This window comes from Desulfuromonas thiophila, from assembly GCF_900101955.1.
GTDB classification, from domain to species: Bacteria; Desulfobacterota; Desulfuromonadia; order Desulfuromonadales; family Desulfuromonadaceae; genus Pseudodesulfuromonas; species Pseudodesulfuromonas thiophila.
Map to the genome: position 1 here is coordinate 140,924 of NZ_FNAQ01000002.1, position 25,257 is coordinate 166,180.

Here is a 25,257-nt window from a genome sequence, read left to right on the forward strand (position 1 = left end):
CCGTGGCACGTTCGATCAAAAAAGGCCCTTACGTTCAGGACTGCCTGTTGCGCAAGATTGACCCGCAGGGGGGTGCGCCTTCCAATAAGGTCATCAAAACCTGGTCCCGGCGCAGCACCATTATCCCGGAGTTTGTTGGTTATACCTTTGCGGTTCATAACGGCAAGAAGTTTTTGCCGGTTTATGTAACCGAAAACATGGTAGGCCATAAGCTCGGCGAGTTCGCCCCGACCCGTACCTACTTTGGGCACGGCGCTGACAAGAAGTCCAAGAAAAAATAAACGCAACGGAGTTCCCGGATGGAAGCTAAAGCTAAGTTGAGATATGTCCGCATGTCACCCCAGAAGGCACGCCTGGTGGTCGACATGGTGCGCGGCAAAGGCGTCCAGGAGGCGCTCAATATTCTGCGTTTTTCGCCGCAGAAGCCCGCCGGCATCGTTGCGGCACTGGTTCAGTCTGCAGTGGCGAATGCCGAGCAGCAGGGTGTGGCGGACGTCGACCGTCTGTTTGTCAAAACCATTACGGTCGATCAGGGCCCGGCGCTCAAGCGCTTTATTCCCCGGGCTCAGGGCCGTGCCAGCAAGATTCGTAAACCAACCAGCCACGTTCAGGTTGTCCTGAGCGAGAAATAGTCAATCAAGGAGGTGATCGTTTGGGCCAGAAAGTTCATCCTGTCGGATTTCGCCTGGGAGTTATCAAGACCTGGGAATCGAAATGGTATGCAGATGAGGACTACTCGCGTTTTGTGCACGAAGACCTCAAGCTGCGGAATTATCTGAAAAAGCGTCTGTATCACGCCGGGATTTCGAAAATCGAGATTGAGCGCGCTGCAGGCAAGATGAAGCTGAATATTTTTGCGGCACGTCCAGGCATTATTATTGGTAAGCGTGGTTCTGAAGTCGAGGTGCTCAAAAAGGAGCTGGCCAAACTCACCGATAAAGAGATTTTTCTCAACATCCAAGAAATTCGCAAGCCGGAGATGGACGCTCAGCTGGTTGCTGAAGGGGTTGCGCTGCAGCTTGAACGTCGCGTTGCTTTCCGTCGGGCGATGAAGCGCAGCGTCGGCCAGGCCCTGCGGTTCGGGGCGCAGGGGATTAAAATTACCTGCAGTGGCCGCCTGGGTGGTGCCGAGATGAGTCGCACTGAGTGGTATCGTGAAGGTCGCGTGCCCTTGCATACGTTGCGTGCGGATATTGATTACGGTTTTGCCGAAGCTAAAACTACCTACGGCATTATTGGCGTAAAGGTTCTCATCTTCAAGGGCGAGGTTCTTTCGCGGGATCTGTAGGCGAGTCAGATAGGAGTATGTTGTCATGTTGATGCCCAAGAAGGTTAAGCATAGAAAGACATTTAAAGGGCGGATGAAGGGCGAAGCCAGCCGCGGAACCGAAATCAACTTCGGTGACTTTGGGCTTCAGGCCACCATGTGTGGTTGGCTCTCTTCACGGCAGATTGAAGCCGCCCGTCGTGCCATGACCCGCTATATCAAGCGTGGTGGTAAGATCTGGATCCGCGCGTTCCCCGATAAGCCGTTGACCCGTAAGGCAGCTGAAACCCGCATGGGTAAAGGTAAGGGTTCACCGGATAGCTGGGTTGCCGTGATTCGTCCCGGCATGGTGCTTTACGAAATGCAGGGGGTTTCTGAAGAAATCGCTCGCGAGGCGTTTCGTCTGGCGGCGCACAAGCTGCCGGTGCGGACGAAGTTTGTCAGCAGAGAGGAAGGCAGTAATGAAGGCTAGTGAGCTGACTGGTTATAGTGTTGAAGAACTGCAGAAGAAGTCCCAGGAGCTCAGCCAGGAGCTGTTCAACCTGAAGTTTCAGCTGCATACAGGTCATCTGGAGAATACGGCGAAGATCCCTCAGTTGCGGAAGGATATTGCCCGGGTAAAAACTGTTCTGCACACGAAACTTGCTCGTTAGGAATTTGAGGTGATCGAATGACCGCTGAACGTCGAAACAAGAAAAAACTCATCGGGGTTGTTACCAGCGACAAGATGGATAAAACAGTTGTCGTGCAGATCGATGATCTGGTAAAACACCCCGTTTATAAAAAATATCTGAAGCGCAGAAAAACGTATAAGGCGCATGATGAGCACAACCAGTGCGCTGTCGGTGACAAGATTCTGATCGTGGAGTCGCGGCCGTTGTCGCGTGACAAGCGTTGGCGCGTCAGTCAGATTCTGGAAAAGTCACTGTAGCGTGGGAGATCGATCATGATTCAGATGCAAACCACTCTTGATGTCGCAGACAACTCCGGTGCCCGGAAGCTGTGCTGCATCAAGGTTCTGGGGGGCTCAAAGCGAAAATATGCCGGACTGGGAGATATCATTATCTGCTCGGTCAAGGAAGCCCTGCCCAATTCCAAGGTGAAAAAAGGTGATGTTGTTCGCGCCGTGATTGTGCGGACAGCGAAAGAGGTTGCCCGACCTGATGGCTCCTGCATTCGTTTTGACAAGAATTCTGCGGTCGTCGTCAATAATGCCGGAGAACCTGTGGGAACGCGTATTTTCGGCCCGGTGGCCCGCGAGTTGCGTGCCCGTCGCTTTATGAAAATCGTATCCCTGGCACCGGAAGTCCTCTGATCCCAGGCTGGAGATAAATTAAATGGCAGCACAAAAGCTTCATGTCAAAAAAGGTGACCTGGTTCAGATCATGACCGGCAAGGAAAAGGGCAAGCAGGGCAAGGTTAGCCGAATCTTTGCTGACAAGAACCGCCTGACGGTCGAGAACCTCAATATCGTCAAACGCCACACGCGCCCGTCGCGTGCCAATCAGGAAGGCGGCATCGTTGAGAAAGAGGCGGCGATTTCCGCTTCCAATGTGATGCTGGTCTGTGGTGCCTGTAATCGCCCGACCCGTACCGGTATCCGCGTTCTTGAGAGTGGCGCTAAGGTGCGCTTCTGCAAGAAATGCAACGAGATTGTAGATAAGTAACGGAGTATTCCAGATGGCCAGGTTGAAGGATCTATACAAGAAAGAGCTGGCACCGAAACTGCTCAACGACCTGCAGCTCAGCAATGTGATGCAGGTACCGCGGGTGGAAAAGGTCGTAGTGAACATGGGTATTGGCGAGGCCATCCAGAACATCAAGGTTCTGGAGTCCGCTGTTGAGGAGCTGGCGAACATTACTGGCCAGAAGCCCGTTATTACCAAGGCAAAAAAATCCATTGCCGGTTTCAAGTTGCGTGAAGGGATGCCGATTGGCTGCATGGTGACCCTGCGGCACGACCGCGCCTATGAGTTTCTGGATCGGCTGATCAATATTGCGCTGCCACGCGTACGCGACTTCAAGGGAATTTCGCCGAAGGCTTTTGACGGGCGCGGAAACTATACCCTGGGGATTCGTGAGCAGATCATCTTCCCCGAGATTGATCTGGAGAAGGTGGCGAAGGTCGGTGGACTGAATATTTCCATCGTGACCACCGCGCGCAATGACGAGCAGGGCCGCGCGTTACTGGCTGGTCTCGGCTTGCCTTTCCGGAAGTAGTCCGGCGGAATCGGAGGAGTTTGTGGCAAAGAAATCGATGATCATCAAGGCCAGTCGGCCTCAGAAGTTTCAGGTGAGAAAGTATACACGTTGTCCGCTGTGCGGCCGTCCCCGTGGCTATTACCGCAAGTTCGACATGTGTCGTGTCTGCCTGCGCAAGCTTGCGCTTGAAGGCAAGCTGCCCGGCGTCCTGAAATCGAGCTGGTAACAAGTTAAGGAGCTGTATCCATGGCAATGACGGATCCTATTGCGGATATGCTGACCCGTATTCGAAATGCGGGACTGGCGAAGCACCAGAAGTTGGAGATGCCTTCGAACAAGATGAAGGTTGCCATCGCCAGTGTTCTAAAAGAGCAGGGCTATATCAAGAATTTCAAGGAAATCGCAGGCGGCCCGCAGGCCCAGCTGCGTATTTATCTGAAATATGACAACAACAATGTGCATGTCATTCATGACATTACCCGCGCTTCGCGGCCTGGCCGGCGACTCTATGTCGGTTGTGCGGAGATCCCTCGGGTCCGCAACGGCCTGGGTTGCGCTATCGTATCCACATCACGCGGTGTATTGTCCGATGTCGCAGCGCGCGAGGCCCAAGTGGGTGGCGAGCTGGTCTGTACGGTTTGGTAGCCTGCGAAGGAGTGTAGACAATGTCGAGAATTGGTAAACGGCCTGTTGACATTCCCGCCGGTGTGACAGTAGCTCTGTCCGATGGTGTGATGAATGTGCAGGGGCCCAAAGGAAAGCTGTCCCGTACGATCCCGAAAACCGTTCAGGTTGAGGTGACGGCAGGGCAAATCGTGCTGACGCCGGTGCCCAGCGCCCGTCGCGACACCTCGCTGCAGGGTCTCTACCGTACCCTGATTGCCAATATGGTGGAGGGCGTGACCAAGGGGTTTCAGCGGGTTCTTGAAATTAATGGCGTAGGTTACCGTGCCGATGTCAAGGGTTCCACTCTGAATCTGGCTCTGGGGTATTCGCACCCGATTGAGTATCCACTGCCTGAAGGAATCAATGTTGAGGTCGAAAAACAGACCAAGATGACGGTCAGTGGTATCGACAAGGAACTGGTCGGCGCCACTGCTGCCAAGATTCGTTCGTTTCGCGGTCCCGAGCCCTATAAGGGCAAAGGAATCAAATACGCTGATGAGCGGATTCTGCGCAAGGCAGGCAAGACCGGCAAGAAATAATTTTCTACAGGAGACAGAACGTGGCAGGTATGACATCAAGAGCGGAGTCGAGAAAGCGGCGTCAGGCGCGTGTGCGGCGCAAGGTCGTTGGTACACCCGAACGTCCGCGGTTGTGCGTTTTCCGCAGCGCGAAGCATATATACGCGCAGATTATCGAGGATACCAAGGGTGCCGCGCTGGTTTCAGCTTCTACTCGCTGCAAGGACGTAACCGAAGCCCTGGGTTATACGGGAAATGTCGAGGCAGCCAAGGCAGTAGGCGCAGAGATTGCCCGGCGGGCCCTTGCGAAGGACATCAAGGAAGTGGTTTTTGACCGTAACGGTTTTATTTATCACGGCCGTGTCAAGGCCCTGGCCGACGCTGCGCGAGAAGCGGGCCTGGTGTTTTAATCGAAAGAGGAGGCTCCTTTGCAACGCAATGAGCAAAATGAAACAGAACTTATTGACCGCGTGATTCATATCAATCGTTGTGCCAAGGTTGTCAAGGGTGGCCGGCGTTTCAGCTTTTCAGCTCTGGTGGTGGTGGGCGATGGCAGTGGCCGTGTTGGTTACGGCCATGGAAAAGCCAAAGAGGTTCCCGAGGCTATCCGTAAGGGTGTTGAAAAGGCCAAGAAAAGTATGATCAGTGTGCCGCTGGTTGACCGGACAATTCCCTTTGATGTGCTTGGTCATTTCGGTGCGGGAAGTGTTTTGCTTAAACCGGCCTCTAAGGGTACCGGCGTGATCGCAGGTGGACCGGCGCGTGCTGTTCTTGAGGCTGCTGGTGTTGGTGATATTCTGTCGAAATGTCTTGGCTCGAATAATCCACATAATGTCGTCAAGGCAACGATGAATGCCTTAGGGCAACTCAAAAGCGCTGAAGAAATTCTGTCCCGGCGGGGCATTGAGGCCTGAGTAAGGGCGGGAGTGGTGAGTCATGAGCCAGCAATTGAAAGTAACACTGAAGAAAAGTGGGATTGGGCGCAGTGCCTATTTTACCCGGGTACTTAAGGGTATGGGACTGACAAAGCTGAACAAGACGGTCGTTCTTCCGGATACGCCGGAAATGCGTGGCATGGTCAATAAGGTCAGCCACATGGTGTCTCTCGAAGAGTGCTGATAAGGGACAAGTGCTATGGATCTGAGTAATCTCAGCCCGGCTGCGGGCTCCGTGAAAAAAAGAAAACGTATTGGCCGCGGACCCGGTTCGGGTAATGGTAAGACCGCCGGCAAGGGCCATAAGGGTCAAAATGCTCGCTCCGGCGGTGGTGTGAAGCCAGGTTTTGAGGGTGGGCAGATGCCTTTGCAGCGCCGGCTGCCCAAGCGTGGCTTTACGCCGCTTGACAAAAAAGTGTATGCCTTGGTTAATCTGCGCGATCTTGATACTTTCGAGGCAGGGTCAGTGGTTGATCCGCAGCAACTGATCGCGGCAGGCCTTGTCCGCCAGATTGGTGACGGTGTCAAGGTTCTTGGTGATGGTGAGCTGACAAAGGCAGTGACCGTGAAGGCGCACCGATTCAGCCGTTCTGCCCAAGAAAAAATCGCTGCCGCTGGCGGCACAGTCGAGGTGCTGTAATCTTGTTAGCGACGCTGCACAACATCTTCAGTATTGCGGAATTACGACGGCGCATTTTCTTTACCCTGATGATGTTGGCCGTCTACCGAGTTGGTTGCCATGTGCCTACCCCTGGGGTCAATGCTCAGGTCCTGGCCAGTTTTTTCGAGGGGACTCAGGGGACCCTGCTGGGTTTGGTGAGCGCCTTTACTGGTGGTGCGCTTGAGCGCATGACCATTTTTGCGCTTGGGATCATGCCCTATATCAGCGCATCAATCATTCTTCAGCTTCTGACGGTTGTCTACGAGCCGGTCGCCAGGCTGTCGAAAGAGGGGGCTGCAGGTCGGCGAGTTATCACCCGTTGGACGCGTTACGGAACCATTTTACTGTCGGTTGTTCAGGGGGCAGGTATCGCTGTTGGCCTGCAGTCGATGACAGGACCTGCGGGGGATCCTGTGGTGCCCTATCCGGGTTTTGGTTTTATCCTCCTTACGGTTATCACCCTGACAGCCGGAACCGCCTTTATCATGTGGATCGGCGAGCAGGTTACCGAGCGTGGGATTGGGAACGGGATTTCTCTGATTATTTTTGCCGGGATTGTTGCCAATATTCCGGCTGCCCTGGTTAACAGTATCCGACTTTTTAAAACCGGGGCGCTGCCCCTGTTTACCCTGATTGTGATTGGCCTTCTGATGGTTGCCGTAATCATGTTCATCATTTTTATGGAGCGGGCACAGAGGCGAGTTCCAATCCACTATGCTAAACGGGTCGTTGGCATGCGCAATCTGGGTGGGCAGTCAAGTCATCTGCCGCTCAAGATAAACATGAGCGGCGTTATCCCGCCAATTTTCGCGAGCTCGATCATCATGTTTCCGGCAACAGTAGCTAATTTTGTCGATGTCGCCTGGGTCCAGCAGGCAGCGGCAATGATGGTGCCGAGCCATTGGCTGTATAATCTGTTTTTTGTTGCTTTTATCGTCTTCTTTTGCTACTTCTACACAGCTGTGACATTTAATCCGGTTGATGTGGCTGAAAATGTAAAAAATCAGGGGGGTTACATTCCGGGAATCCGTCCGGGAAAACCTACCTCTGAGTATTTAGATCTGGTGCTGAGCCGGCTGACTTTTGCTGGGGCGATCTATGTTTCAGCTGTTTGTGTCTTGCCGACCCTGTTGATTGGTCAGTTCAATCTTCCTTTTTATTTCGGTGGAACTTCCCTGCTGATTGTTGTCGGAGTAGGACTTGATACAGCATCGCAGATTGAGTCCCATCTCATATCGCGTTCCTATGAGGGTTTCATGCGCGGAGCCACAATTCGTGGACGTCATGGTTAGCCCGAGGGGTAATAGCTGATGAAATTGATTTTGCTGGGTCCGCCGGGGGCGGGCAAGGGAACACAGGCGCAGATGTTGATGGAGCGCTATGGTATTCCGCAGATTTCAACTGGCGATATGTTGCGTGCTGCGGTCAAGAACGGTACGCCAATGGGGCTGAAGGCCAAGGCCTGCATGGAGGCAGGTGCCTTAGTGCCGGATGCTGTGGTAGTTGGCATTGTTGAGGAGCGGTTGCGCCAGCCTGACTGTGACGCCGGTTTCATTCTTGACGGATTTCCCCGTACCCTGCCGCAGGCGGATGCTCTGCAGGCAACGCTGTTGGCGCTGGGCAAAGAACTTGATGCCGTAGTCTCTCTTGAGGTTGACGTTGACGCACTGGTTGAGCGGCTGGTTGGCCGTCGTAGCTGCCCAAGTTGTGGTGCGGGCTATCATGTGCGTTTCGACCCGCCACGCCACGAGGGGGTGTGTGACCGTTGTGGAGCGGGATTGATTCAGCGTGAGGATGACCAGGAGACGACAATTCGCAATCGGATGGAGGTTTACCGTCAGCAGACGGCTCCGCTAGTTGATTACTACGGCAAGGCTGGCTTGCTTCGCTCGGTCGATGGTATGTTGCCGATCTCTCAGGTTGGCCAAGCACTGCTGGCTGTGTTGGGATCGACTCCTTGATTATTATAAAGACGGCTTCCGAGATAGAGCGCATGCGAGTGCCCTGTCGCATGGTCGCCGAGTATCTTGCCGAACTTTGTGAACTGGTTCGCCCTGGGATTACAACGTGGGAGTTGTCGGAGCGGGCCGAACAACGCTGCCGAGAGTGGAAAGCCATACCGGCATTTAAAGGCTACGGAGGATTTCCCTGCGCCATATGTGCTTCTCCTGATGAAGTTGTGGTGCATGGCTTTGCTACCCAAAAGCCTCTAGAGGAAGGCGAAATCGTCAGTATTGATTTCGGTGTGCTATACGATGGCTTTTATGGTGATGCAGCAGTGACCTTGCCGGTTGGTCAGGTGAGCAGCGCTAAGCGTCGCCTCATGGCTGTGACGCAGGAGGCTTTGGCCGCAGGTATTGCCCGTGTTTTACCGGGTGGTCGCTTGACAGATGTGTCCGCTGCGGTGCAGCAGGTTGCCGAGGCAGCTGGCTATTCTGTTGTGCGTGAGTTTGTTGGGCACGGCATAGGCCGGGCATTGCACGAAGAGCCGCAGATCCCGAACTATGGTCGCCCTGGGCAGGGGCCAGTGCTCAAAGAAGGCATGGTGTTGGCGATAGAGCCCATGATCAATATGGGCAAGCCGCAGGTCGAGATACTTAAGGATGGCTGGACGGCGGTGACGCGCGATCGGAAACCTTCGGCGCATTTTGAACACACGGTGCTGGTGACAAAGGATGGCGCTGAGATATTGACTCAGCTTTAGTTATTTATTTCAAGCAAAGCAGAGGTTTGATTATGAAGGTTCGCGCGTCTGTAAAGACTATCTGTGATAAATGTAAGGTTATTAAGCGTAAAGGTGTTCTCCGGGTGATTTGTGAGAATCCTAAGCATAAGCAGAGACAGGGCTAATTCAGGGAGGATACGAAGTTGGCACGTATTGCTGGTATTGACTTACCAAAAAACAAGCGGATTGAAGTGGCTTTGACCTATATTTACGGTGTAGGTCGGACGACGGCACAGCGTATCCTGTCTCAGGCTGGCGTTGATTGTAATATTCGTACGGATGATCTGACCGAAAATGATGTGGCCCAGATCCGTAAGATTATGGATACTGAATATAAGGTCGAGGGTGATCTTCGACGTGAAGTCTCCATGAATATCAAGCGGCTGATGGATCTTGGCTGTTACCGTGGCCTGCGCCATCGCCGTGGTTTGCCTGTGCGCGGACAAAAAACTAAAACAAATGCGCGTACCCGTAAAGGCCCGCGCAAGACCGTAGCCGGCAAGAAGAAATAATCGGAGGAATAATGGCTAAGCCCGGTAAGAAAGTTGCGCGTAAGGCAAAAGTAAAAAAGAATATTGTTAATGGGGTGGCTCATATTCAGGCGACCTTCAACAATACGATTGTTTCCATCGCTGATGTCAGCGGGAATGTGATTTCCTGGGCAACAGCCGGCGGGATGGGTTTCAAGGGTTCACGCAAAAGTACGCCATTTGCGGCCCAGGTTGCTGCCGAAACAGCAGCGAAGAAAGCCCAGGAGCACGGCCTGCGCAGTGTTGAGGTTTGCGTGAAGGGCCCCGGATCAGGGCGCGAATCGGCACTTCGCGCGCTTCAGGCCGCTGGCCTGAACGTGACAATGATCCGGGACGTTACGCCGGTCCCGCACAACGGCTGCCGTCCGCCCAAGCGTCGCCGCGTTTGAGTCTTGTCCATCGCCTGCTGGCACCGTGACGATTTAAGTTTAGAGGAAACAGAATTATGGCTAAAAACTTTATGCCTAAGGGCAAGATTGTGCGCCGTCTTGGCGTCAACATCTTCGGTAATCCCAAATACGACCGTCTGCTTGAGCGCCGGCCGACCCCGCCTGGCCAGCATGGTGCTGCGCGTAAGGGTAAGCCGTCGGATTATGCCCGTCAGTTGCTGGAGAAACAGAAGGTTCGCTTCTGTTATGGCCTGAGTGAGAAACAATTTCGCCATGTGTTTGACAAGGCGAAGGCCATGAAGGGGATCACTGGTCACAATATGCTGCAGCTGCTTGAGCGCCGGCTTGACAATATGGTGTTTCGTCTGGGCTTGGCGGCCAGTCGCGCTGAGGCGCGTGTTTTTGTGCGCCATGGTCACTATCTTGTCAATGGCCGTAAGGTCGATATCCCGTCTTATCTTGTTAAGGCTGGCGATGTAGTAGAGGTTAAGGAAAAAAGCCGTAAGGTTGCTAAAATCGCTGAGGCGATGGAAGGTGTAATGCGCCGTGGTATTCCGACTTGGCTGTCGCTGGAGCGCGACGCTTTTCGGGGTACGGTTAAGTCGATTCCGTTGCGTGAAGAGCTGACCAGCCCAGTTTTTGAGGAACAACTGATTGTTGAACTTTACTCGAAGTAAGGTCGATCATTCTGTTACTCTGACTGTGGAGTCGCTTCATGTATAAAAACTGGAGAGATCTGATCAAGCCCAAGCGGTTGCAGGTGGATAGTCGTAGCTTGACCGACTGCTACGGCAAGTTCACCGCTGAGCCGTTCGAACGCGGTTTCGGTACCACGATCGGCAACTCCCTGCGTCGGATTCTCTTGTCCTCGCTGCAGGGTGCAGCGATCACATCGATTCGCATCAAGGGGGTGTTGCACGAGTTTTCCACCGTCCCCGGTGTGACTGAGGATGTGACCGACATCATCCTCAACCTCAAGGCTGTGTTGCTGCGTTTGCACGGCCATGAGAGCCGCAATCTGCGAATTGTCAAGAAAGGTGCGGGTGTCATCACCGCAGGTGATATTATCACCGATGCCAATGTCGAGATTCTCAACCCGGATCTGTGTATCGCGACCTGTACCAAAGAGGCCGATGTCGAGATGGATTTGGTGGTGTCCCTTGGTAAGGGTTATGTTACAGCTGAACGTAACCGTGATGAAAAGGCCCCCGTTGGGACCATACCGATTGATGCGATTTTTTCGCCGATCAAGAAGGTCAATTTTGCGGTTACCAACGCTCGTGTGGGTCAGATAACCGACTATGACAAGCTCACCTTGGAGGTGTGGACGGATGGTAGCGTCAAGCCAGATGATGCTGTCGCTTATGCTGCCAAGATTCTCAAGGAGCATCTGCAACTCTTCATAAATTTTGATGAGGAGCAGGTTCCCAGTGAGCATGTCGAGGAGGAAGAGGTACAGAAAATCAACGAGAACCTCTACCGCAGTGTCGAGGAACTCGAACTGTCGGTGCGCAGTGCCAATTGTCTCAAGAATGCTCGAATCGGGCTGATTGGAGATCTGGTGCAGCGGACCGAAGCCGAAATGCTCAAGACGCAGAATTTCGGCCGTAAGTCTCTCAATGAGATCAAGGATATCCTGGCTGACATGGGCTTGACCCTGGGGATGAAGCTGGAGAATTTTCCTGATCCGGAGTATCTGAAAGTGTTACAGAAAAGCCGCGAAGAGCTCTAGGCCTTCGCCGTGCGATTGAAAGGATGAGCCCTCATGCGACACAATAACACTGGCCGCCGTCTTGGCCGCAATTCCAGTCACCGGGCGGCGATGCTGCGCAATCTGGTGACGTCTCTAATTGATCACGAGAAGATTGTCACCACTGATGCCCGGGCCAAGGAGGTGCGCAAGCTTGTCGAGAAAATGATTACCCTGGGCAAGCGGGGTGACCTGCATGCTCGGCGCCAGGCTGCGGCTGTCGTTCGCGAAAAGCGTGTCGTTGCCAAGCTGTTCGAGCGTGTTGCCCCGCGCTTCGAAGGACGTCAGGGCGGTTACACCCGCATCATCAAGATTGGCAATCGTGTAGGCGACAATGCATCCCAATCGATCATTGAACTGGTCGATCAGGGCGCGGCCGAATCGGCTCAGTAATCGGTATCGTTCAGCGATGAAAAAAGGCAAGGGCGTGGCTCTTGCCTTTTTTCTGTTTCAGGGCAACTTCTTTTCGGTTAGTCTTCCGCGAATGGCGTAAGGGCTGGCACAGTGGTGGACCGTCGCTGGCTATCGCTTTTTCGTTGACGGCACAGGCAGATTTCGGCTTATGACCATAATACCTTCTCGTGACACCTTCGAGCTCCTGACCAGTCAGGGCAACCTGATCCCGGTATATACCGAAATTCTGGCTGATATGGAAACGCCGGTTTCGGCCTTTAAGAAAATCGACAATCTGCGCTGGTCCTATTTGCTTGAAAGTGTCGAAGGCGGAGAAAAATGGGGTCGCTATTCGATTCTGGGTACCGGGACGTCCCGGATTTTCCGTTCGCGGGATCAGTACTATCAGATCTGCCAGGATGGCGAAGTGCTGGAGCAGGGCGAGGTAAATGATCCGCTGGAACGCTTGCGCTGCCTGCTGGCCGACTATCGCCCGGTATCGCTGGAGGGTTTGCCACGCTTTTTTGGCGGGGCCGTTGGTTACCTTGGCTATGACATGGTGCGGTTCATTGAGCGCCTGCCGGTGGACAAGGCTCGGGCTATTGGCGCTTGGGACAGCTGTTTTGTCTTGTCGCAGATGCTGCTGATCTTTGATAACCGCCAGCAGAAGATCAAGGTTATCTGCAACGTTCATGTGCCTGCTGGTGGCGATGCTGGCAGTCTGTATCGGCAAGCCTGTGGTCAGATCCATAAGCTGGTACGCAAACTCCGGACACCGCTGCTTCATCATGAGGTGCCACCTTGTCATCAGCCCTGTCAGCTGCAACCCAACATGAGCCGGCAGCAGTTCGAGCAGGCGGTGTGCCAGGCCAAGGAATATGTCCGCAGCGGGGATATTATTCAGGTTGTTCTGTCGCAGCGTTTCAGTGGCCCGCTCAGTGTTGATCCCTATGATCTGTATCGCTGTCTGCGGACCATTAATCCTTCGCCCTACATGTTTTTTTTGCGTCTGGAGGATACCCTGGTCGTTGGCGCCTCGCCCGAGGTGCTGGTGCGCAAGGAGGGTGATCAGGTGGAACTGCGTCCTATCGCCGGAACACGCCCGCGAGGTCGCACGGTCGAGGAAGATCAGCGCCTTGAGCAGGAATTGCTGGCCGATCCCAAGGAGGTGGCCGAGCATGTCATGCTGGTGGATCTGGGCCGAAATGATTTGGGGCGTATCTGCCAACCCGGCACGGTCGAGGTCAGTGAATTCAAGGTGATCGAGCGCTATTCCCATGTGATGCACATTGTGTCGAATGTGCGTGGTCGGCTCGAAGCGGGGCAGGACGCTTTTGCGACCTTCCGCGCCACTTTCCCGGCCGGCACCCTGTCCGGCGCTCCCAAGATTCGGGCCATGGAAATCATCGAGCAGCTCGAACCGCAGCGGCGTGAGATTTACGGTGGCGCCGTGGGCTATTTTTCTTTTACAGGCAACATGGATCTGGCCATCGCGATCCGTACCCTGGTGGTTCAGGGAGACCAGATTCACCTGCAGGCTGGCGCCGGCATCGTGGCGGACTCCGATCCGGCGGCGGAATATCAGGAAACCCTCAATAAGGCGCGAGGGGTGATGAAGGCCATCGAAATGGCGGAACAGGGGCTGTACTGATGTTGCTGATGATCGATAATTACGACTCTTTTACCTATAACCTGGTGCAGTATTTTCGCGAACTGGGCCAGCAGGTGAAGGTGGTCCGCAACGACGCCATTGATGTCGCCGGAGTTGCTGCTTTGCAGCCACGCCAACTGGTGATTTCGCCCGGCCCCTGTTCACCGGCTGAGGCCGGTGTGTCGGTGGAACTGATCCGGGCCTTTGCCGGCCGTATCCCGCTGTTGGGGGTCTGCCTTGGTCATCAGGCCATTGGCTATGCCTACGGTGGTCGCATTGTGCGTGCCACCGAACTGATGCATGGCAAGACCAGCCCGGTGCGGCACCACGGCACAGATCTTTTTACCGGCTTGCCCGATCCGCTGCAGGCTACCCGCTATCACTCGTTAGTGGTCGAGCCCCAGACCCTGCCAGCCGAATTGAAATGTACAGCCTGGCTGGAGGATGGCACCATCATGGGCCTGGCCCACCGCCAGTTACCGTTGTGGGGTGTGCAGTTTCATCCCGAATCGATCATTTCTGTTGCCGGCAAGGAATTGCTGGGCAACTTTCTCACCCTGTCACGGCAGTTCTGGGAGGCGGCATGATCAAGGCGGCAATTGCCCGGATTGTCGAACGGCAGTCCCTCAGCGAAGGCGAAATGATGGATGTGATGGACCAGATCATGGGTGGCGAAGCCACGGCGGCCCAGGTGGCGGCCTTCATTACGGCTTTGCGCATGAAGGGCGAGACGGTGGCAGAGATTACCGGCGCAGCGCGCGTCATGCGCGCCCGGGTGACGCCGGTTCAGGTGGGCGCCGGTATCGATATTGATCGGGATGAAATCAATATCGAGCGAGAAACCATTCTGGATACCTGTGGCACCGGTGGCAGTGGTACCCGCACCTTCAATATCTCAACCACGGTGGCTTTTGTCGTCGCCGCCTGTGGTGTCAAGGTAGCCAAGCACGGCAACCGCAGTGTTTCATCTGCCTGTGGCAGCGCCGACGTGCTGGAGCGGTTGGGGGTCTCCCTTGATGTGCCGGTTCAGACGGTAGAGCGCTGCATTGAGAGCCTTGGCGTCGGTTTCCTCTATGCGCCGGCGTTGCATGGTGCCATGAAGCACGCCATCGGTCCCAGGCGTGAAATCGGTATTCGGACGATTTTCAACATCCTCGGTCCCCTGACCAACCCGGCTGGAGCGGAACGCCAGGTCTTGGGCGTCTATCGTGAAGACCTGGTTGAACTGCTGGCGCGGGTGCTGCAACAGCTAGGCTGCCGTCGCGGTTTTGTTGTGCATGGTCTTGATGGCATGGATGAGATCACCCTTACCAGCTGTACCCGGGTTGCCGAAATCGATGGCGAACGGCTTGAGCTGGGGCTGTTCGATCCGCGTGAACATGGCTTTGAATTCTGTTCTCTGGCAGAACTGCAGGGCGGTGATGCGACCTGCAACGCGGCGATTGTTGAAGCTGTCCTGCGCGCTGCACCTGGGCCGAAGCGTGATATTGTTGTTATCAACAGCGCCTTTGCCCTGCTGGCCGCTGGAGCCGTCGCCGATCTGGCGACTGGTTTTGCCCGGGCGCGACAGGTTCTTGATAATGGCGCGGCCTGGCAGAAGCTGCAGGCTCTTGTCGAAATGACCCGCGTATGATTCTCGATCGCATCCTTGAGCACAAGCGACAGGAAGTCGCGGCTGACCGTCAGCGTCAGCCCCTGGCCGAACTTCAGCGCAAGTGCCGCGATCTGCAGCCAACGCGGGGTTTTATTGCCCGCCTGCGCCAATGTGCCGCCTGTGATACCGCTATTATCGCCGAGGTCAAGAAGGGTTCGCCGTCCAAGGGCATCATCCGAGCTGATTTCGACCCCCTGGCCATTGCCCGGGCCTATGCGGCCAATGGTGCCGCTTGCCTGTCGGTGCTGACCGACAACGCCTTTTTCTATGGGCAGCTGGATTATTTGCCGGCGATTGCCGAGGCGGTCGCGATTCCCTTGCTGCGCAAGGATTTCATTGTCGATCCTTACCAGATCTACCAGGCCCGGCTCTGGCGGGCTGATGCGGTGTTGCTGATCGCGGCGGCCCTGAGTCTTTCTCAACTGCAGGAATTCTCTGCATTGGCGGCCAGCCTGGGCCTTGACGTGCTGCTGGAGGTGCATAACGAAAGCGAGCTGGCGGCGGCGTTGCAGACCACCTGCCCTTTGGTGGGAATCAATAACCGTTGTTTAAACCGCTTTGTCACGGATCTGGCAGTGACTGAACGATTGTTGCCGCGGATTCCGGCCGACCGCTTTGTGGTTGCCGAAAGTGGCATTCGCGATCGTGACGATATTGAGCGCTTGCAACGGGCCGGGGCCGGGGCCTTTCTGGTGGGTGAAACCCTGATGCGTCAGGCCGATGTTGGCGCCGCGCTACGGCGTTTGCGCGGACAGGAACTGGCATGAGGCGGGTGCCACGGGTCAAGGTGTGCGGTATCACTCGGCTGGAGGATGCCCATGCCGCCATTGCCGCCGGTGCCGATGCTCTGGGTTTTGTTTTCTATCCAGCCAGTCCGCGGGCACTGTCCTGTGCCGCCGCAGCTGCCATCTGCCGCCAGCTGCCACCCTTTGTGGCTCGGGTCGGCCTGTTTGTCAATGCCCCGGCGGCGTTGATTCATGACACCATTCAGGCCTGTGGCCTCGATACGGTGCAGTTGCATGGCGACGAGACACCCGATCAGTGCCGGATTGCGGGTGTCAAGCGAATCAAAGCGCTGCGCCTGCGCACACGGGCCGATCTGGCGGGCTGGCAGGACTATCCGGTGGATGCCTGGCTGGTGGATGCCTGGTCGGCAACGGCCTATGGTGGGACTGGCGAACGGGGGCGCTGGGATCTGGCCGCTGAACTGGCCGGTCAGTGCCCGCTGATCCTGGCCGGCGGTCTGACACCGGAGACCGTAGCGGACGCCGTACGAGAGGTCCGACCCTTTGCCGTCGATGTATCGAGTGGCGTTGAAAGCGCGCCTGGCATCAAAGAGGTGTTCCGACTGGAGCAATTCGTGCGGCAGGCAAAATCATTCTGGAGCGATTCCGATGTACAGCTATCCTGACGAACGGGGGCATTACGGGCCCTTTGGTGGCCGCTATGTGGCCGAGACCCTTATGCCAGCCTTGCTGGAACTGGAACAGGCCTACGGCGAGATCCAGCGTGATCCCGATTTTCTGCGCGAGTTTGACAGCGTGTTGCGCCACTATGTAGGCCGCCCCAGTCCGCTCTATCATGCGGAGCGCCTCAGTCGCCATTTTGGCGGGGCGCAGATCTATCTCAAGCGTGAGGATCTCAACCACACCGGCGCTCACAAGGTCAATAATACCCTGGGACAGATTCTGCTGGCCCGTCGCATGGGTAAGCAGCGGGTCATTGCCGAAACCGGCGCCGGCCAGCACGGGGTCGCTACCGCGACCGTGGCGGCACGCTATGGTCTGGAATGCGACGTGTTCATGGGCAATGAGGATATCCGACGTCAGTCCCTCAATGTCTTTCGCATGAAACTGCTGGGCGCCCGTGTTCATGGCGTGTCCAGTGGTACCGCCACCCTCAAGGACGCCATGAACGATGCCCTGCGCTACTGGGTAACCCATGTGCGTGATACCTTCTATGTCATTGGTACCGTGGCTGGTCCCCATCCCTATCCGATGATGGTGCGCGATTTTCAGTCAGTGATCGGCCGTGAGGCGCGACAGCAGCTGCTGGAACAGACCGGCCGTTTGCCCGATGCCGCATTGGCCTGCATCGGGGGCGGCTCCAACGCCATGGGGCTATTCTATCCCTTTATTGCCGACAGCCAGGTGCGTCTGATTGGTGTTGAGGCGGCCGGCCTGGGACTCGACAGTGGCAAACATGCCGCCAGTATCAGTGCCGGCGCTGTTGGCGTCCTGCATGGCAATAAAACCTTTCTGCTGCAGAATGCCGACGGCCAGATCGAACACGCCCATTCCATTTCCGCCGGCCTGGATTATCCCGGAGTTGGCCCCGAGCATGCCCTGCTGCATACCCTGGGGCGGGGCGAATATGTGGCGATCAGCGATGCCCAGGCCTTGGAGGGGTTCAAGCTGCTGACTCGCATGGAAGGCATCATCCCGGCGCTGGAGAGCGCTCACGCCATTGCCTATCTGGCGGAGCTGGCGCCCCAAATGCGCCAAGACCAGAGTATTCTGGTCTGTCTGTCCGGCCGTGGCGACAAGGACATGCACACGGTAGCCGAAGCCTTTGGCGTATCGCTATAGCAACGCCGTATCGCTGCCTGACGCAGTCGTCTTCTTTCGTTCCATCGTTCTCGGGTGGCCGGAATGACGGCGTCGCGTTTTTCCCTGGAACACACGAAGGAATTCTGATGCGTTTTGATGAACTGGACCTTGCCCCCGTTTTACAGGCCGGTATTGGCCGCTGTGGTTTCACCGCACTGACGCCGGTGCAGCAGCAGGCTTTGCCCCTGGCCCTGGCGGGGCGTGATGTTGCCGCCCAGGCTCAGACCGGAACCGGCAAGACGGCTGCTTTTCTGATTGCTCTCTACAACCGCCTGCTGGCGCAGCCGGGGGCAGAGGGGCCGGCGCCGCGGGCGTTGATTCTGGCGCCGACCCGCGAATTGGTCATGCAGATCGCCGCCGATGCCGAGGCGTTGGCTGGCGATGCGCCGCTGCGGCTGCTGCAGATTCTCGGTGGTATCGACTATGACCGGCAGCGCAAGGCCCTGCTGGAGGGCGCCGATATTCTGGTGGCCACGCCTGGGCGCCTGATCGACTATGTACGGCAGAAGGTCTGCAGTTTCGAACAGATCCAGATGCTGGTGATTGATGAAGCCGACCGCATGTTTGACATGGGCTTCATTCAGGATCTGCGATTCATCCTGCGACGCCTGCCACCGTTTTCCCGGCGCCAGACCATGCTGTTTTCGGCGACGCTGTCTCATCGGGTAATGGAGTTGGCCTACGATTTCATGAATCAGGCGGTGCGGGTCGAAATCGCACCGGAGCAGGTGACTGCCGCCAATATTGAAGAGTTGGTCTACCATGTCGGTTACAAGGAAAAAATTCCGCTGTTGCTGGGGCTGCTGCGTGGTCCGCTGGCGGGGGGCAAGGTCATGGTGTTTGCCAACACCAAACGGGAAACCGAGCGCGTCGCCGGGATTCTCCAGGCCAATGAAATTCGCGCAGCACTGATCTCCGGCGATCTCAATCAGCGCCGCCGCATGAAGATTCTGCAGCAGTTCAAGGAGAATCAGATTGATGTGCTGGTGGCGACCGATGTGGCGTCACGTGGCATCCATGTCGATGATGTCACCCATGTGGTCAATTACGATGTGCCGCAGGATGTCGAAGACTATGTTCACCGCATCGGTCGGACTGCCCGGGCCGGTGCCAGTGGCCTGGCCATCATGATGGCGGACGAAGAGCTGGTGTACGCCCTGCCGGCCATCGAAGACTATATCGGCCACAAGATCCCGCACGATGTGCCGGAAGAGACGCTGTTCTGCTGGCAATATCAGCGGCCTGCCGCCAGTCGGCGGCGCCGTGGCCCTACGGGGATTGCGGCTGCCGAGACCAAAGCTGCGCCTTCGACTGGGCGGCGCCGTTGCCGGCCCACGGGCCGGCCGGCTCCGCGACCGAAGAACTGAGCGGCATGTGGCTGGCCGGCTTGCGAGACTGTTGTCGTTGCCCGCGTCTGGTGGCCTATCGGCAGAGCATTCCCGCGCGTGCGCCCCATCGACCGCAGGACTATCATAACGCGCCGGTGGCCGGCTTTGGCGATGAGCAGGCCCGCATCTGGTTGATCGGTCTGGCGCCGGGGGCCCAGGGGGCCAACCGTACCGGCCGCCCTTTCACTGGTGATGGGGCTGGTGATTTCATGTATCCGCTGCTGCACGAGGCTGGCCTGTGCAGCCAGCCTCTGGCCACGGCCGCCGATGATGGGCTGCGGCTGCACGATCTGTATATCAGCAATGCCGTGCGGTGCGTGCCGCCAGCCAACCGGCCGACGACGGCCGAATTTCAGGCCTGTCAGAGGTATCTGCAGCAGGAATGGCAGCGGCTGCCCTGCCTGCGCGTGGTGCTGGCGCTGGGCCGCGAGTCCTTTCTCAATCTGCTGCGGCTGCAACAGCAGAGCCATGTCTTGCGCTTGGCCGACTATCCGTTTTCTCATGCCTGCTGTTATCGGCTGCCGACAGGCCACTGGTTGCTCGGCAGCTATCATACCAGTCGCTATAATCTGAATACCGGCCGGATTGATGCTGCCGCCTTTCGTCAGGTATTGGATCTGGCGCGAAAACTGGCAGCGCGGCCAAGCGGAGAAAGCGGTTGAAAAAGCGTTTGCCCTTGCACTAAACTACTTCGATTACAGATCGCCGACACAGCCAAACGCTGTTCGGAAGCTGCCGTTGCGCATGCGTTGTGCAGAGCGGACCAGGGATGTCACCACAACAGAAAGGCCGAAGCGTGGGCCGTATCGAACAGACCTTCCGCCTGTTGCGGGAACGCAACGAGGCGGCACTGATTCCCTTTGTGACGGCCGGGCACCCGGATCGGGCGTGGAGTGCCGCTATTTTGCGTTGTCTCGCTGAGAGCGGGGCTGACCTGATTGAACTGGGAATGCCTTTTTCTGATCCGATGGCCGATGGCCCCACCATTCAGGCGGCATCGGAGCGGGCGCTGGCGGCCGGGACAACCCTGGCGGCAGTGCTGCAACTGGTCGCCGGCCTGCGGCGAGAAAATGCCCAGGTGCCGGTGGTGTTGATGGGCTATTACAATCCGCTGCTACGCTTTGGATTGCCGGAATTTGTCCGTCAAGCGGTAGCGGCCGGGGTTGACGGGCTGCTGCTGGTCGATGTGCCGCCGGAGGAACGCGATGAGTTGCAGCCCCTGTGTGACGCCGCTGGTCTGCACCTGATTACCCTGTTGGCACCGACCACGCCGCCAGCACGGGCTGCTGAGCTGCTGGCCGCAGCCAGCGGATTTGTCTATTATGTCTCCATGACCGGGGTTACCGGTACTCAGCAACTCGACAGTTGCGCCATCGCTGATCAGGTCGCGGCCTTGCGCCAGCACAGCCCGGTGCCTGTGGCTGTCGGGTTCGGTATTCGCACGGCCGAGCAGGCGGCTGCCGTGGCAGCCTTTGCCGATGCTGTGGTGGTGGGTAGTGCCCTGGTTAACATCATCGAACAGAACGCGCAGTCGCCGCAGCTGCTGCACCAGGTTGGTGACTTTGTCGCTGGTCTGAAACAGGCGGTGCGACAGGCGCGCAGCTGCCAACAGAAGTGAGGAATCCATGGTCTGGTTCAGAAAAACCAAGGCGCCCATTACGCCGGTGGAGAAAAAAACCGTTCAGATGCCCGAAGGGCTGTGGACCAAATGCAAGAACTGTTCGGAAATCATTTACGCCAAGGAAATCGAGCGCAACCTGAGTGTTTGTCCCAAATGCGATTACCATTTCCGTATCAGTGCCCGGGCGCGTATTGACCTGGTCCTCGATGGTGACTCGTTTCGCGAAATGGATGCGAATCTGCAATCGGTCGATTTTCTCGAATTCAAGGACAGCAAGCGCTACAAGGAGCGCATCAAGTCCGCCGTTGGCAAGGCCGGGGGCGGTGATGCCGTCGTTTGTGGCGAGGGCACCATCGATGGTTTGCCGGTAGTGGTTGCTGTGTTTGATTTCAGCTTCATGGGCGGCAGCATGGGGTCGGTGGTGGGGGAGAAGATTACCCGCGCTATCGAGAAGGGCCTTGAAACCCGGGCACCGGTGATCATCTTTTCCTGCAGTGGTGGTGCGCGCATGCAGGAGAGCATCCTGTCGCTGATGCAGATGGCCAAGACCAGCGCCGCTCTGGCACGCCTCAAGCAGGCCGGTATCCCCTTTATTTCGGTGCTGACCGATCCGACAACCGGCGGCGTAACGGCCAGTTTCGCCATGCTAGGCGATGTCAACATGACCGAGCCCCGTGCCCTGATCGGTTTTGCCGGGCCGCGGGTAATTGAGCAGACCATTCGTCAGACGCTGCCTGACGGCTTTCAGCGCTCGGAATATCTGCTGGAACACGGCATGGTTGACATGATTGTGACACGGCAGGAGATGAAGGCCCGCTTGTCACAGATTCTGCGTATTTTCACCCGCCACTAGCGGTTTTATGACAGAGCATCCGGTCCTGGCCTATCTTTACGGGCTGCAGATGTTCGGCATCAAGTTGGGGTTGGAAACCGTCCGGCAGTTGTTGGCCGCCCTGGGCCAACCCCAGCGTCGCTACCGGGTGATCCATGTAGCTGGTACCAATGGCAAGGGTTCAGTCTGCGCCTTTCTTGCCGCCATCTGCCGTCAGGCCGGCTACCGGGTCGGCCTGTATACCTCCCCCCATCTGCACTGCTTCAGTGAACGTATTCAGGTCGACGGCGAGCCCATCACCCTCGAATCCGTTGCCACCCTGACCGAACGATTGCGTGCGCTCAGTGGTGGCCTGCGGCCGACCTTTTTCGAATTTACCACGGTTCTGGCGTTAGAGTATTTCGCCGAACAGCAGGTTGACCTGGCCATTGTCGAAGTGGGCATGGGGGGCCGGCTTGATGCCACCAACGTTGTCGAGCCGCTTGTAACTGTCATCACGCCCGTCAGTCGTGATCATCAGGCCCATCTGGGCGAAACTCTGCAGCAGATTGCCGAGGAAAAAGCCGGGATTCTCAAGAAGGCCGTGCCGGCGGTGGTGGGACCACAGCGGGCTGAGGTTACCGCTTTGCTGCAGCGGCGTTGCGCTGAACAGGCGGTTCCGTTGAGCCTGTTCGGCCGGGATTTCGCACCGCTGGCGCCGCTGCCGCAGGATCCGGTGGGCAGCCTGCGTGTGCGCACCCCGGCGGGGTTGTCGCCGGCGGTGCTGCCTTCTTTAGCCGGTCGCCACCAGTGGGACAATCTGGCGACGGCGCTGATGGTGGTGACAGAGCTGAGGCGTCTGGGGCTGCAGTTCCCGGATGCGGCGTTGACCGATGGCGCGGCCAGGGCCTGCTGGCCCGGCCGGCTGGAGTGGTGGCCGGCGCCGACGGTTGCTGGCGCGCTGCTGTTGGATGGGGCACATAATGAGGCGGGCGCGGCGGTTCTGGCCGACTATCTGCGTCAGCAGGGTTATGGCGCCGGTCGGCGGCGGGTGCGCTGGCTGGCTGGTTTCAAGAGCGACAAGGATGTCCCGGCGGTGCTGGAGCCGCTGGCGTCGTTGTGCTGTGCGCTTTATGCTGTGCCGATTCCGCAGGAGCAAAGCTTTTCACCCGGCCGGCTGGGGCAACTGGCGCAGCTGGCCGGTGTGCCGGCGCAGCTGTATGATGACGTGGCGGAAGGTTTGAGGCAGGCACAGGGCCAGCGCCAGCCGGATGAGCTGGTGCTGGTGGCGGGATCGCTGTTTCTGGTGGCGGCGGCACGCGAGATTCTCATGGCACAGGAGGGCCCGTGAACAAGGGGCGAAATACAAGGATAGCGCGTTGGCTGGTGCTGGCGCTGCTGCTGGCGCCGGTGGCGGCTCCGGCGGAGGTGGCGCTGGACAGCGACGCGCCGGTGGCGCTGCAGGCCGATGAGCTCAGCTATGACGAGCAGCAGCAGCTCTACCGTGCCAGAGGGGCGGTCGAGTTGCGGCAGGGGGCGTTGCAGCTCAATGCCGATACGGTGCGCTACCATGTGCCGACCAGTACGGCCGAGGCACAGGGGCAGGTACGGCTGACGGACCCGGCCGGCTATCTGCATGGTGAGCAGATGCAGCTGAATCTGGCGCAGGAAACCGGCTCGGTCACGGCGGCCCGTGGTTTTTTTTCCGCCTACAACGTTCATCTGTGGGGCGATGTTATCGAGAAGCAGGGGCCCCAGCGCTACCATGTCCGGCAGGGTGCTTTCACCACCTGCAATGGCGAGGTGCCTGACTGGAAATTCGGTGCCCGTGAAATTGATGTCACCGTTGGTGGCATGGCCCAGGCCCGCCATGTGCGTTTCTACCTGCACGACGTGCCGGTGTTTTATCTGCCCTATCTGGCCTATCCGGTCAAGACCGAGCGGGAATCGGGGTTTCTGTTGCCGTTGGCCGGCTATTCCGACAACCGTGGTCTGCAGCTGTCACTGGCCTATTATCAGGTGCTGGCTGACAATCAGGACCTGACCCTCTTTGTCGATCACTTTTCCAAGATGGGGTTGGGCACGGGGGCTGAATATCGCTACCTGTTTGGCGGAGATAACCGTGGCACACTCAATCTTTATTATATCTCCAGTTATGGTGGCGCAGCCTACAACGACCTGTCTGACCGGTTCGCCGGGCGCTGGCAACACTGGGGTCTGCTGCCGGGGCGCCTGCGGCTGACGGCGGATGCCGAATATGTCAGTGAAATCGACTATTTTGATGATTTTGGATCCGTTGCCGACGAATATGACAAGGAAGAAGTCGAAAGTACTCTGGCCCTTAACCGCGCCTGGGGCGATCTCAATCTGACCGGTCTGGTGCAGTACACCAAGGATCTGGAGCCTTTGGTCGATAATGACCGTATGCTGCAGAAGTTACCGGAACTGCACCTGAACTACCTGCACAGCCGGCTGGGTACCTCTGCGCTGTATGGGGGCTTTGACGGTGTGGCGACCCAGTTCTGGCGCCGTGAAGGGAGCCGCGGCAGTCGCCTCGAGGCCCGGCCGCATCTGACCGGCTTTTTCCTGGCCGGGGGGGCGCTGGAGGTGGAACCACGTCTGGCCTATCGGCAGCGGTTGTATTTCAGTTCGGCCCATGAGGATGCCGATTGGGCTGCCGCCGGCATTGACGATGGCTTCGAGCAGACCGGCAACTGGGAATTTTCCACCCGTGTCGCTACCCGGCTGGATCGGGTTTTTCAACTGGCCGACAGCGGTCTGACACGGCTTAAGCACAGCATTGAGCCGGAAGTAACCTATGGCTATGTGCCCAACCGCAAACAATCGGATTTGCCCTGGTTCGATCCGGCTGACCGGATCGATCATGCCAATCGGCTGAGCTATGCCCTGGTCAACCGGCTGGTGGGCAAGTTTGTCACGGCAGGACAGCAACCGTTGTATCGGGAACTGGTCTATCTGCGTCTGGCGCAGGACTACGATCTCTGGCTCGATCGCCATGAGCGCAGCCAGCGCTATGACCAAGAGCGCTTTTCGCCCATACTGACGGAACTGATCCTGCGACCGACGGCCTTCTGGTATGTTGACATCGATGCCGACTACGATCCGGCGGGGAAGGCGTTTGAATATTTCAATGCCGAAACCGGTCTGGAGCAGAGCTTCGACCGGCGTCTGGCGCTGTCCTACCGCTACGACCGCGACGATGCTGAATATCTGGCCACGCGCCTGCAGGCCGACCTGCTTAAACCGCTCTATGTTACCTACGAGCAGCGTTTCGATTGCCGTCAGCGCCAACGACTGGAAAATGTGGTTTATCTGGAGTACCGCTCTCAGTGCTGGAGCCTGTTTGTTGGTTATCGCGACCGGCAGGACGATCAGGAGATCCTGGTGCGTTTTGCGCTGGGTGGTGTCAGCCAGCTCAACCGCTCCGGTAGCCGGCTGGGCGGTTTCTGATGTTTATGGCGGCAAC

The 25,257-nt window shown here is 57.3% G+C and carries 36 protein-coding genes and 1 pseudogene; all 37 read left to right on the forward strand.

The genetic code is table 11. From position 1 onward, the window contains the following. The first annotated feature begins 2 nt into the window (after positions 1–2). The 37 genes and pseudogenes from rpsS to BLR80_RS03070 all read left to right on the forward strand — a co-directional run bounded on the left by rpsS (position 3) and on the right by BLR80_RS03070 (position 25,241). Positions 3–281 (forward strand): 30S ribosomal protein S19, encoded by a 279-nt coding sequence (gene rpsS, locus BLR80_RS02890; RefSeq protein WP_092076099.1) that lies wholly within the window; start codon positions 3–5, stop codon positions 279–281. Positions 282–299: 18 nt separating this feature from the next. Then, positions 300–632 carry a 50S ribosomal protein L22 gene (rplV, locus tag BLR80_RS02895; RefSeq protein WP_092076101.1) on the forward strand — a complete coding sequence of 111 codons (333 nt, stop codon included), beginning with the start codon at positions 300–302 and terminating at the stop codon, positions 630–632. Between the two features lie 20 nt (positions 633–652). Beyond that, positions 653–1,288: a 30S ribosomal protein S3 gene (gene rpsC / locus BLR80_RS02900; RefSeq protein WP_092076103.1), complete on the forward strand. Its 636-nt coding sequence runs from the start codon at positions 653–655 to the stop codon at positions 1,286–1,288. 25 nt (positions 1,289–1,313) lie between these two features. Continuing rightward, complete coding sequence (gene rplP, locus BLR80_RS02905) at positions 1,314–1,739, forward strand: 50S ribosomal protein L16 (RefSeq protein WP_092076107.1); 426 nt, start codon at positions 1,314–1,316, stop codon at positions 1,737–1,739. Continuing rightward, entirely contained in the window at positions 1,729–1,920 is a 192-nt protein-coding gene (gene rpmC / locus BLR80_RS02910; protein ID WP_092076109.1) for a 50S ribosomal protein L29, read from the forward strand. Before rplP ends, rpmC begins: the two co-directional genes overlap by 11 nt. Before the next feature lie 17 nt (positions 1,921–1,937). Next, positions 1,938–2,198, forward strand: coding sequence for a 30S ribosomal protein S17 (gene rpsQ, locus BLR80_RS02915; protein WP_092076111.1), 261 nt, complete (start codon positions 1,938–1,940; stop codon positions 2,196–2,198). Between the two features lie 15 nt (positions 2,199–2,213). Beyond that, positions 2,214–2,582, forward strand: coding sequence for a 50S ribosomal protein L14 (gene rplN, locus BLR80_RS02920; RefSeq protein WP_092076113.1), 369 nt, complete (start codon positions 2,214–2,216; stop codon positions 2,580–2,582). Between the two features lie 22 nt (positions 2,583–2,604). Continuing rightward, positions 2,605–2,934: a 50S ribosomal protein L24 gene (rplX, locus tag BLR80_RS02925; protein WP_092076115.1), complete on the forward strand. Its 330-nt coding sequence runs from the start codon at positions 2,605–2,607 to the stop codon at positions 2,932–2,934. A 13-nt stretch (positions 2,935–2,947) separates the two neighbouring features. After that, complete coding sequence (rplE, locus tag BLR80_RS02930; RefSeq protein ID WP_092076117.1) at positions 2,948–3,487, forward strand: 50S ribosomal protein L5; 540 nt, start codon at positions 2,948–2,950, stop codon at positions 3,485–3,487. A 22-nt stretch (positions 3,488–3,509) separates the two neighbouring features. Next, positions 3,510–3,695 carry a type Z 30S ribosomal protein S14 gene (locus tag BLR80_RS02935; RefSeq protein WP_092076119.1) on the forward strand — a complete coding sequence of 62 codons (186 nt, stop codon included), beginning with the start codon at positions 3,510–3,512 and terminating at the stop codon, positions 3,693–3,695. A gap of 20 nt (positions 3,696–3,715) precedes the next feature. After that, on the forward strand, positions 3,716–4,114 hold the full coding sequence (gene rpsH / locus BLR80_RS02940; RefSeq protein WP_092076121.1) for a 30S ribosomal protein S8: 399 nt from the start codon (positions 3,716–3,718) through the stop codon (positions 4,112–4,114). Positions 4,115–4,134: 20 nt separating this feature from the next. Beyond that, positions 4,135–4,674 (forward strand): 50S ribosomal protein L6, encoded by a 540-nt coding sequence (gene rplF, locus BLR80_RS02945; protein WP_092076123.1) that lies wholly within the window; start codon positions 4,135–4,137, stop codon positions 4,672–4,674. A gap of 29 nt (positions 4,675–4,703) precedes the next feature. After that, on the forward strand, positions 4,704–5,063 hold the full coding sequence (gene rplR, locus BLR80_RS02950) for a 50S ribosomal protein L18 (protein ID WP_092076125.1): 360 nt from the start codon (positions 4,704–4,706) through the stop codon (positions 5,061–5,063). Between the two features lie 18 nt (positions 5,064–5,081). Then, the gene (rpsE, locus tag BLR80_RS02955; protein WP_092076127.1) at positions 5,082–5,567 is read left to right on the forward strand and encodes a 30S ribosomal protein S5; all 486 of its coding nucleotides are present in this window, start codon (positions 5,082–5,084) and stop codon (positions 5,565–5,567) included. 22 nt (positions 5,568–5,589) lie between these two features. Continuing rightward, a complete protein-coding gene (gene rpmD / locus BLR80_RS02960; RefSeq protein WP_092076129.1) occupies positions 5,590–5,772 on the forward strand; it encodes a 50S ribosomal protein L30 in 183 nt (60 codons plus the stop codon). A 15-nt stretch (positions 5,773–5,787) separates the two neighbouring features. Next, positions 5,788–6,228: a 50S ribosomal protein L15 gene (gene rplO / locus BLR80_RS02965; RefSeq protein WP_092076131.1), complete on the forward strand. Its 441-nt coding sequence runs from the start codon at positions 5,788–5,790 to the stop codon at positions 6,226–6,228. A 2-nt stretch (positions 6,229–6,230) separates the two neighbouring features. Further along, positions 6,231–7,541, forward strand: coding sequence for a preprotein translocase subunit SecY (gene secY / locus BLR80_RS02970; protein WP_092076133.1), 1,311 nt, complete (start codon positions 6,231–6,233; stop codon positions 7,539–7,541). A gap of 18 nt (positions 7,542–7,559) precedes the next feature. Then, the gene (locus BLR80_RS02975; RefSeq protein WP_092076135.1) at positions 7,560–8,210 is read left to right on the forward strand and encodes an adenylate kinase; all 651 of its coding nucleotides are present in this window, start codon (positions 7,560–7,562) and stop codon (positions 8,208–8,210) included. Then, on the forward strand, positions 8,207–8,953 hold the full coding sequence (gene map / locus BLR80_RS02980) for a type I methionyl aminopeptidase (protein WP_092076137.1): 747 nt from the start codon (positions 8,207–8,209) through the stop codon (positions 8,951–8,953). Before BLR80_RS02975 ends, map begins: the two co-directional genes overlap by 4 nt. A gap of 32 nt (positions 8,954–8,985) precedes the next feature. Then, entirely contained in the window at positions 8,986–9,099 is a 114-nt protein-coding gene (gene rpmJ / locus BLR80_RS02985) for a 50S ribosomal protein L36 (protein WP_081450007.1), read from the forward strand. An 18-nt stretch (positions 9,100–9,117) separates the two neighbouring features. After that, positions 9,118–9,486: a 30S ribosomal protein S13 gene (gene rpsM, locus BLR80_RS02990; protein WP_092076139.1), complete on the forward strand. Its 369-nt coding sequence runs from the start codon at positions 9,118–9,120 to the stop codon at positions 9,484–9,486. Between the two features lie 11 nt (positions 9,487–9,497). Further along, positions 9,498–9,893 (forward strand): 30S ribosomal protein S11, encoded by a 396-nt coding sequence (gene rpsK, locus BLR80_RS02995; RefSeq protein WP_092076141.1) that lies wholly within the window; start codon positions 9,498–9,500, stop codon positions 9,891–9,893. 56 nt (positions 9,894–9,949) lie between these two features. Next, positions 9,950–10,570 (forward strand): 30S ribosomal protein S4, encoded by a 621-nt coding sequence (gene rpsD, locus BLR80_RS03000; RefSeq protein WP_092076144.1) that lies wholly within the window; start codon positions 9,950–9,952, stop codon positions 10,568–10,570. A gap of 38 nt (positions 10,571–10,608) precedes the next feature. Then, a complete protein-coding gene (locus tag BLR80_RS03005) occupies positions 10,609–11,625 on the forward strand; it encodes a DNA-directed RNA polymerase subunit alpha (protein ID WP_092076146.1) in 1,017 nt (338 codons plus the stop codon). Positions 11,626–11,658: 33 nt separating this feature from the next. Beyond that, positions 11,659–12,012 (forward strand): annotated as a pseudogene (gene rplQ / locus BLR80_RS03010) (50S ribosomal protein L17); the annotation flags it as partial. Positions 12,013–12,205: 193 nt separating this feature from the next. Then, positions 12,206–13,687, forward strand: coding sequence for an anthranilate synthase component I (gene trpE, locus BLR80_RS03015; RefSeq protein WP_092076150.1), 1,482 nt, complete (start codon positions 12,206–12,208; stop codon positions 13,685–13,687). Beyond that, positions 13,687–14,274, forward strand: a complete 588-nt coding sequence (locus BLR80_RS03020) for an anthranilate synthase component II (RefSeq protein ID WP_092076152.1) — start codon at positions 13,687–13,689, stop codon at positions 14,272–14,274. Before trpE ends, BLR80_RS03020 begins: the two co-directional genes overlap by 1 nt. After that, a complete protein-coding gene (gene trpD / locus BLR80_RS03025; protein ID WP_092076154.1) occupies positions 14,271–15,320 on the forward strand; it encodes an anthranilate phosphoribosyltransferase in 1,050 nt (349 codons plus the stop codon). The genes BLR80_RS03020 and trpD overlap by 4 nt, the downstream gene beginning before the upstream one ends. Then, positions 15,317–16,108, forward strand: coding sequence for an indole-3-glycerol phosphate synthase TrpC (gene trpC, locus BLR80_RS03030; protein ID WP_092076156.1), 792 nt, complete (start codon positions 15,317–15,319; stop codon positions 16,106–16,108). Before trpD ends, trpC begins: the two co-directional genes overlap by 4 nt. A gap of 5 nt (positions 16,109–16,113) precedes the next feature. Further along, the gene (locus BLR80_RS03035) at positions 16,114–16,752 is read left to right on the forward strand and encodes a phosphoribosylanthranilate isomerase (protein ID WP_092076459.1); all 639 of its coding nucleotides are present in this window, start codon (positions 16,114–16,116) and stop codon (positions 16,750–16,752) included. Further along, the gene (gene trpB / locus BLR80_RS03040) at positions 16,736–17,929 is read left to right on the forward strand and encodes a tryptophan synthase subunit beta (protein ID WP_171906288.1); all 1,194 of its coding nucleotides are present in this window, start codon (positions 16,736–16,738) and stop codon (positions 17,927–17,929) included. Before BLR80_RS03035 ends, trpB begins: the two co-directional genes overlap by 17 nt. Positions 17,930–18,036: 107 nt before the next feature. Next, positions 18,037–19,317 (forward strand): DEAD/DEAH box helicase, encoded by a 1,281-nt coding sequence (locus BLR80_RS03045; RefSeq protein ID WP_092076158.1) that lies wholly within the window; start codon positions 18,037–18,039, stop codon positions 19,315–19,317. 5 nt (positions 19,318–19,322) lie between these two features. After that, entirely contained in the window at positions 19,323–20,000 is a 678-nt protein-coding gene (locus tag BLR80_RS03050) for a uracil-DNA glycosylase (protein WP_092076160.1), read from the forward strand. A gap of 134 nt (positions 20,001–20,134) precedes the next feature. Next, positions 20,135–20,956: a tryptophan synthase subunit alpha gene (trpA, locus tag BLR80_RS03055; RefSeq protein ID WP_092076162.1), complete on the forward strand. Its 822-nt coding sequence runs from the start codon at positions 20,135–20,137 to the stop codon at positions 20,954–20,956. A 7-nt stretch (positions 20,957–20,963) separates the two neighbouring features. Continuing rightward, positions 20,964–21,812: an acetyl-CoA carboxylase, carboxyltransferase subunit beta gene (gene accD, locus BLR80_RS03060; RefSeq protein WP_092076164.1), complete on the forward strand. Its 849-nt coding sequence runs from the start codon at positions 20,964–20,966 to the stop codon at positions 21,810–21,812. A gap of 7 nt (positions 21,813–21,819) precedes the next feature. Next, the gene (locus BLR80_RS03065) at positions 21,820–23,121 is read left to right on the forward strand and encodes a bifunctional folylpolyglutamate synthase/dihydrofolate synthase (protein WP_092076166.1); all 1,302 of its coding nucleotides are present in this window, start codon (positions 21,820–21,822) and stop codon (positions 23,119–23,121) included. After that, positions 23,118–25,241 (forward strand): LPS-assembly protein LptD, encoded by a 2,124-nt coding sequence (locus BLR80_RS03070; RefSeq protein ID WP_143012070.1) that lies wholly within the window; start codon positions 23,118–23,120, stop codon positions 25,239–25,241. Before BLR80_RS03065 ends, BLR80_RS03070 begins: the two co-directional genes overlap by 4 nt. The last annotated feature ends 16 nt before the right edge of the window (positions 25,242–25,257 follow it).

What these genes read in the sequence shown, in the direction of transcription:
- trpD (WP_092076154.1), top strand. Translation starts at nt 14,271, where the DNA reads ATGATCAAGGCGGCAATTGCCCGGATTGTCGAACGGCAGTCCCTCAGC.
- rpsH (WP_092076121.1), top strand. Translation starts at nt 3,716, where the DNA reads ATGGCAATGACGGATCCTATTGCGGATATGCTGACCCGTATTCGAAAT.
- rpmC (WP_092076109.1), top strand. Translation starts at nt 1,729, where the DNA reads ATGAAGGCTAGTGAGCTGACTGGTTATAGTGTTGAAGAACTGCAGAAG.
- rplR (WP_092076125.1), top strand. Translation starts at nt 4,704, where the DNA reads ATGACATCAAGAGCGGAGTCGAGAAAGCGGCGTCAGGCGCGTGTGCGG.
- trpC (WP_092076156.1), top strand. Translation starts at nt 15,317, where the DNA reads ATGATTCTCGATCGCATCCTTGAGCACAAGCGACAGGAAGTCGCGGCT.
- rpmJ (WP_081450007.1), top strand. Translation starts at nt 8,986, where the DNA reads ATGAAGGTTCGCGCGTCTGTAAAGACTATCTGTGATAAATGTAAGGTT.
- rplP (WP_092076107.1), top strand. Translation starts at nt 1,314, where the DNA reads ATGTTGATGCCCAAGAAGGTTAAGCATAGAAAGACATTTAAAGGGCGG.
- BLR80_RS03045 (WP_092076158.1), top strand. Translation starts at nt 18,037, where the DNA reads ATGCGTTTTGATGAACTGGACCTTGCCCCCGTTTTACAGGCCGGTATT.
- rplE (WP_092076117.1), top strand. Translation starts at nt 2,948, where the DNA reads ATGGCCAGGTTGAAGGATCTATACAAGAAAGAGCTGGCACCGAAACTG.
- rpsK (WP_092076141.1), top strand. Translation starts at nt 9,498, where the DNA reads ATGGCTAAGCCCGGTAAGAAAGTTGCGCGTAAGGCAAAAGTAAAAAAG.
- BLR80_RS03005 (WP_092076146.1), top strand. Translation starts at nt 10,609, where the DNA reads ATGTATAAAAACTGGAGAGATCTGATCAAGCCCAAGCGGTTGCAGGTG.
- accD (WP_092076164.1), top strand. Translation starts at nt 20,964, where the DNA reads ATGGTCTGGTTCAGAAAAACCAAGGCGCCCATTACGCCGGTGGAGAAA.
- rplV (WP_092076101.1), top strand. Translation starts at nt 300, where the DNA reads ATGGAAGCTAAAGCTAAGTTGAGATATGTCCGCATGTCACCCCAGAAG.
- trpB (WP_171906288.1), top strand. Translation starts at nt 16,736, where the DNA reads ATGTACAGCTATCCTGACGAACGGGGGCATTACGGGCCCTTTGGTGGC.
- rplX (WP_092076115.1), top strand. Translation starts at nt 2,605, where the DNA reads ATGGCAGCACAAAAGCTTCATGTCAAAAAAGGTGACCTGGTTCAGATC.
- rpsD (WP_092076144.1), top strand. Translation starts at nt 9,950, where the DNA reads ATGGCTAAAAACTTTATGCCTAAGGGCAAGATTGTGCGCCGTCTTGGC.
- BLR80_RS03065 (WP_092076166.1), top strand. Translation starts at nt 21,820, where the DNA reads ATGACAGAGCATCCGGTCCTGGCCTATCTTTACGGGCTGCAGATGTTC.
- rplF (WP_092076123.1), top strand. Translation starts at nt 4,135, where the DNA reads ATGTCGAGAATTGGTAAACGGCCTGTTGACATTCCCGCCGGTGTGACA.
- rplO (WP_092076131.1), top strand. Translation starts at nt 5,788, where the DNA reads ATGGATCTGAGTAATCTCAGCCCGGCTGCGGGCTCCGTGAAAAAAAGA.
- BLR80_RS03050 (WP_092076160.1), top strand. Translation starts at nt 19,323, where the DNA reads ATGTGGCTGGCCGGCTTGCGAGACTGTTGTCGTTGCCCGCGTCTGGTG.
- trpE (WP_092076150.1), top strand. Translation starts at nt 12,206, where the DNA reads ATGACCATAATACCTTCTCGTGACACCTTCGAGCTCCTGACCAGTCAG.
- rpsQ (WP_092076111.1), top strand. Translation starts at nt 1,938, where the DNA reads ATGACCGCTGAACGTCGAAACAAGAAAAAACTCATCGGGGTTGTTACC.
- BLR80_RS03020 (WP_092076152.1), top strand. Translation starts at nt 13,687, where the DNA reads ATGTTGCTGATGATCGATAATTACGACTCTTTTACCTATAACCTGGTG.
- rplN (WP_092076113.1), top strand. Translation starts at nt 2,214, where the DNA reads ATGATTCAGATGCAAACCACTCTTGATGTCGCAGACAACTCCGGTGCC.
- rpmD (WP_092076129.1), top strand. Translation starts at nt 5,590, where the DNA reads ATGAGCCAGCAATTGAAAGTAACACTGAAGAAAAGTGGGATTGGGCGC.
- BLR80_RS02975 (WP_092076135.1), top strand. Translation starts at nt 7,560, where the DNA reads ATGAAATTGATTTTGCTGGGTCCGCCGGGGGCGGGCAAGGGAACACAG.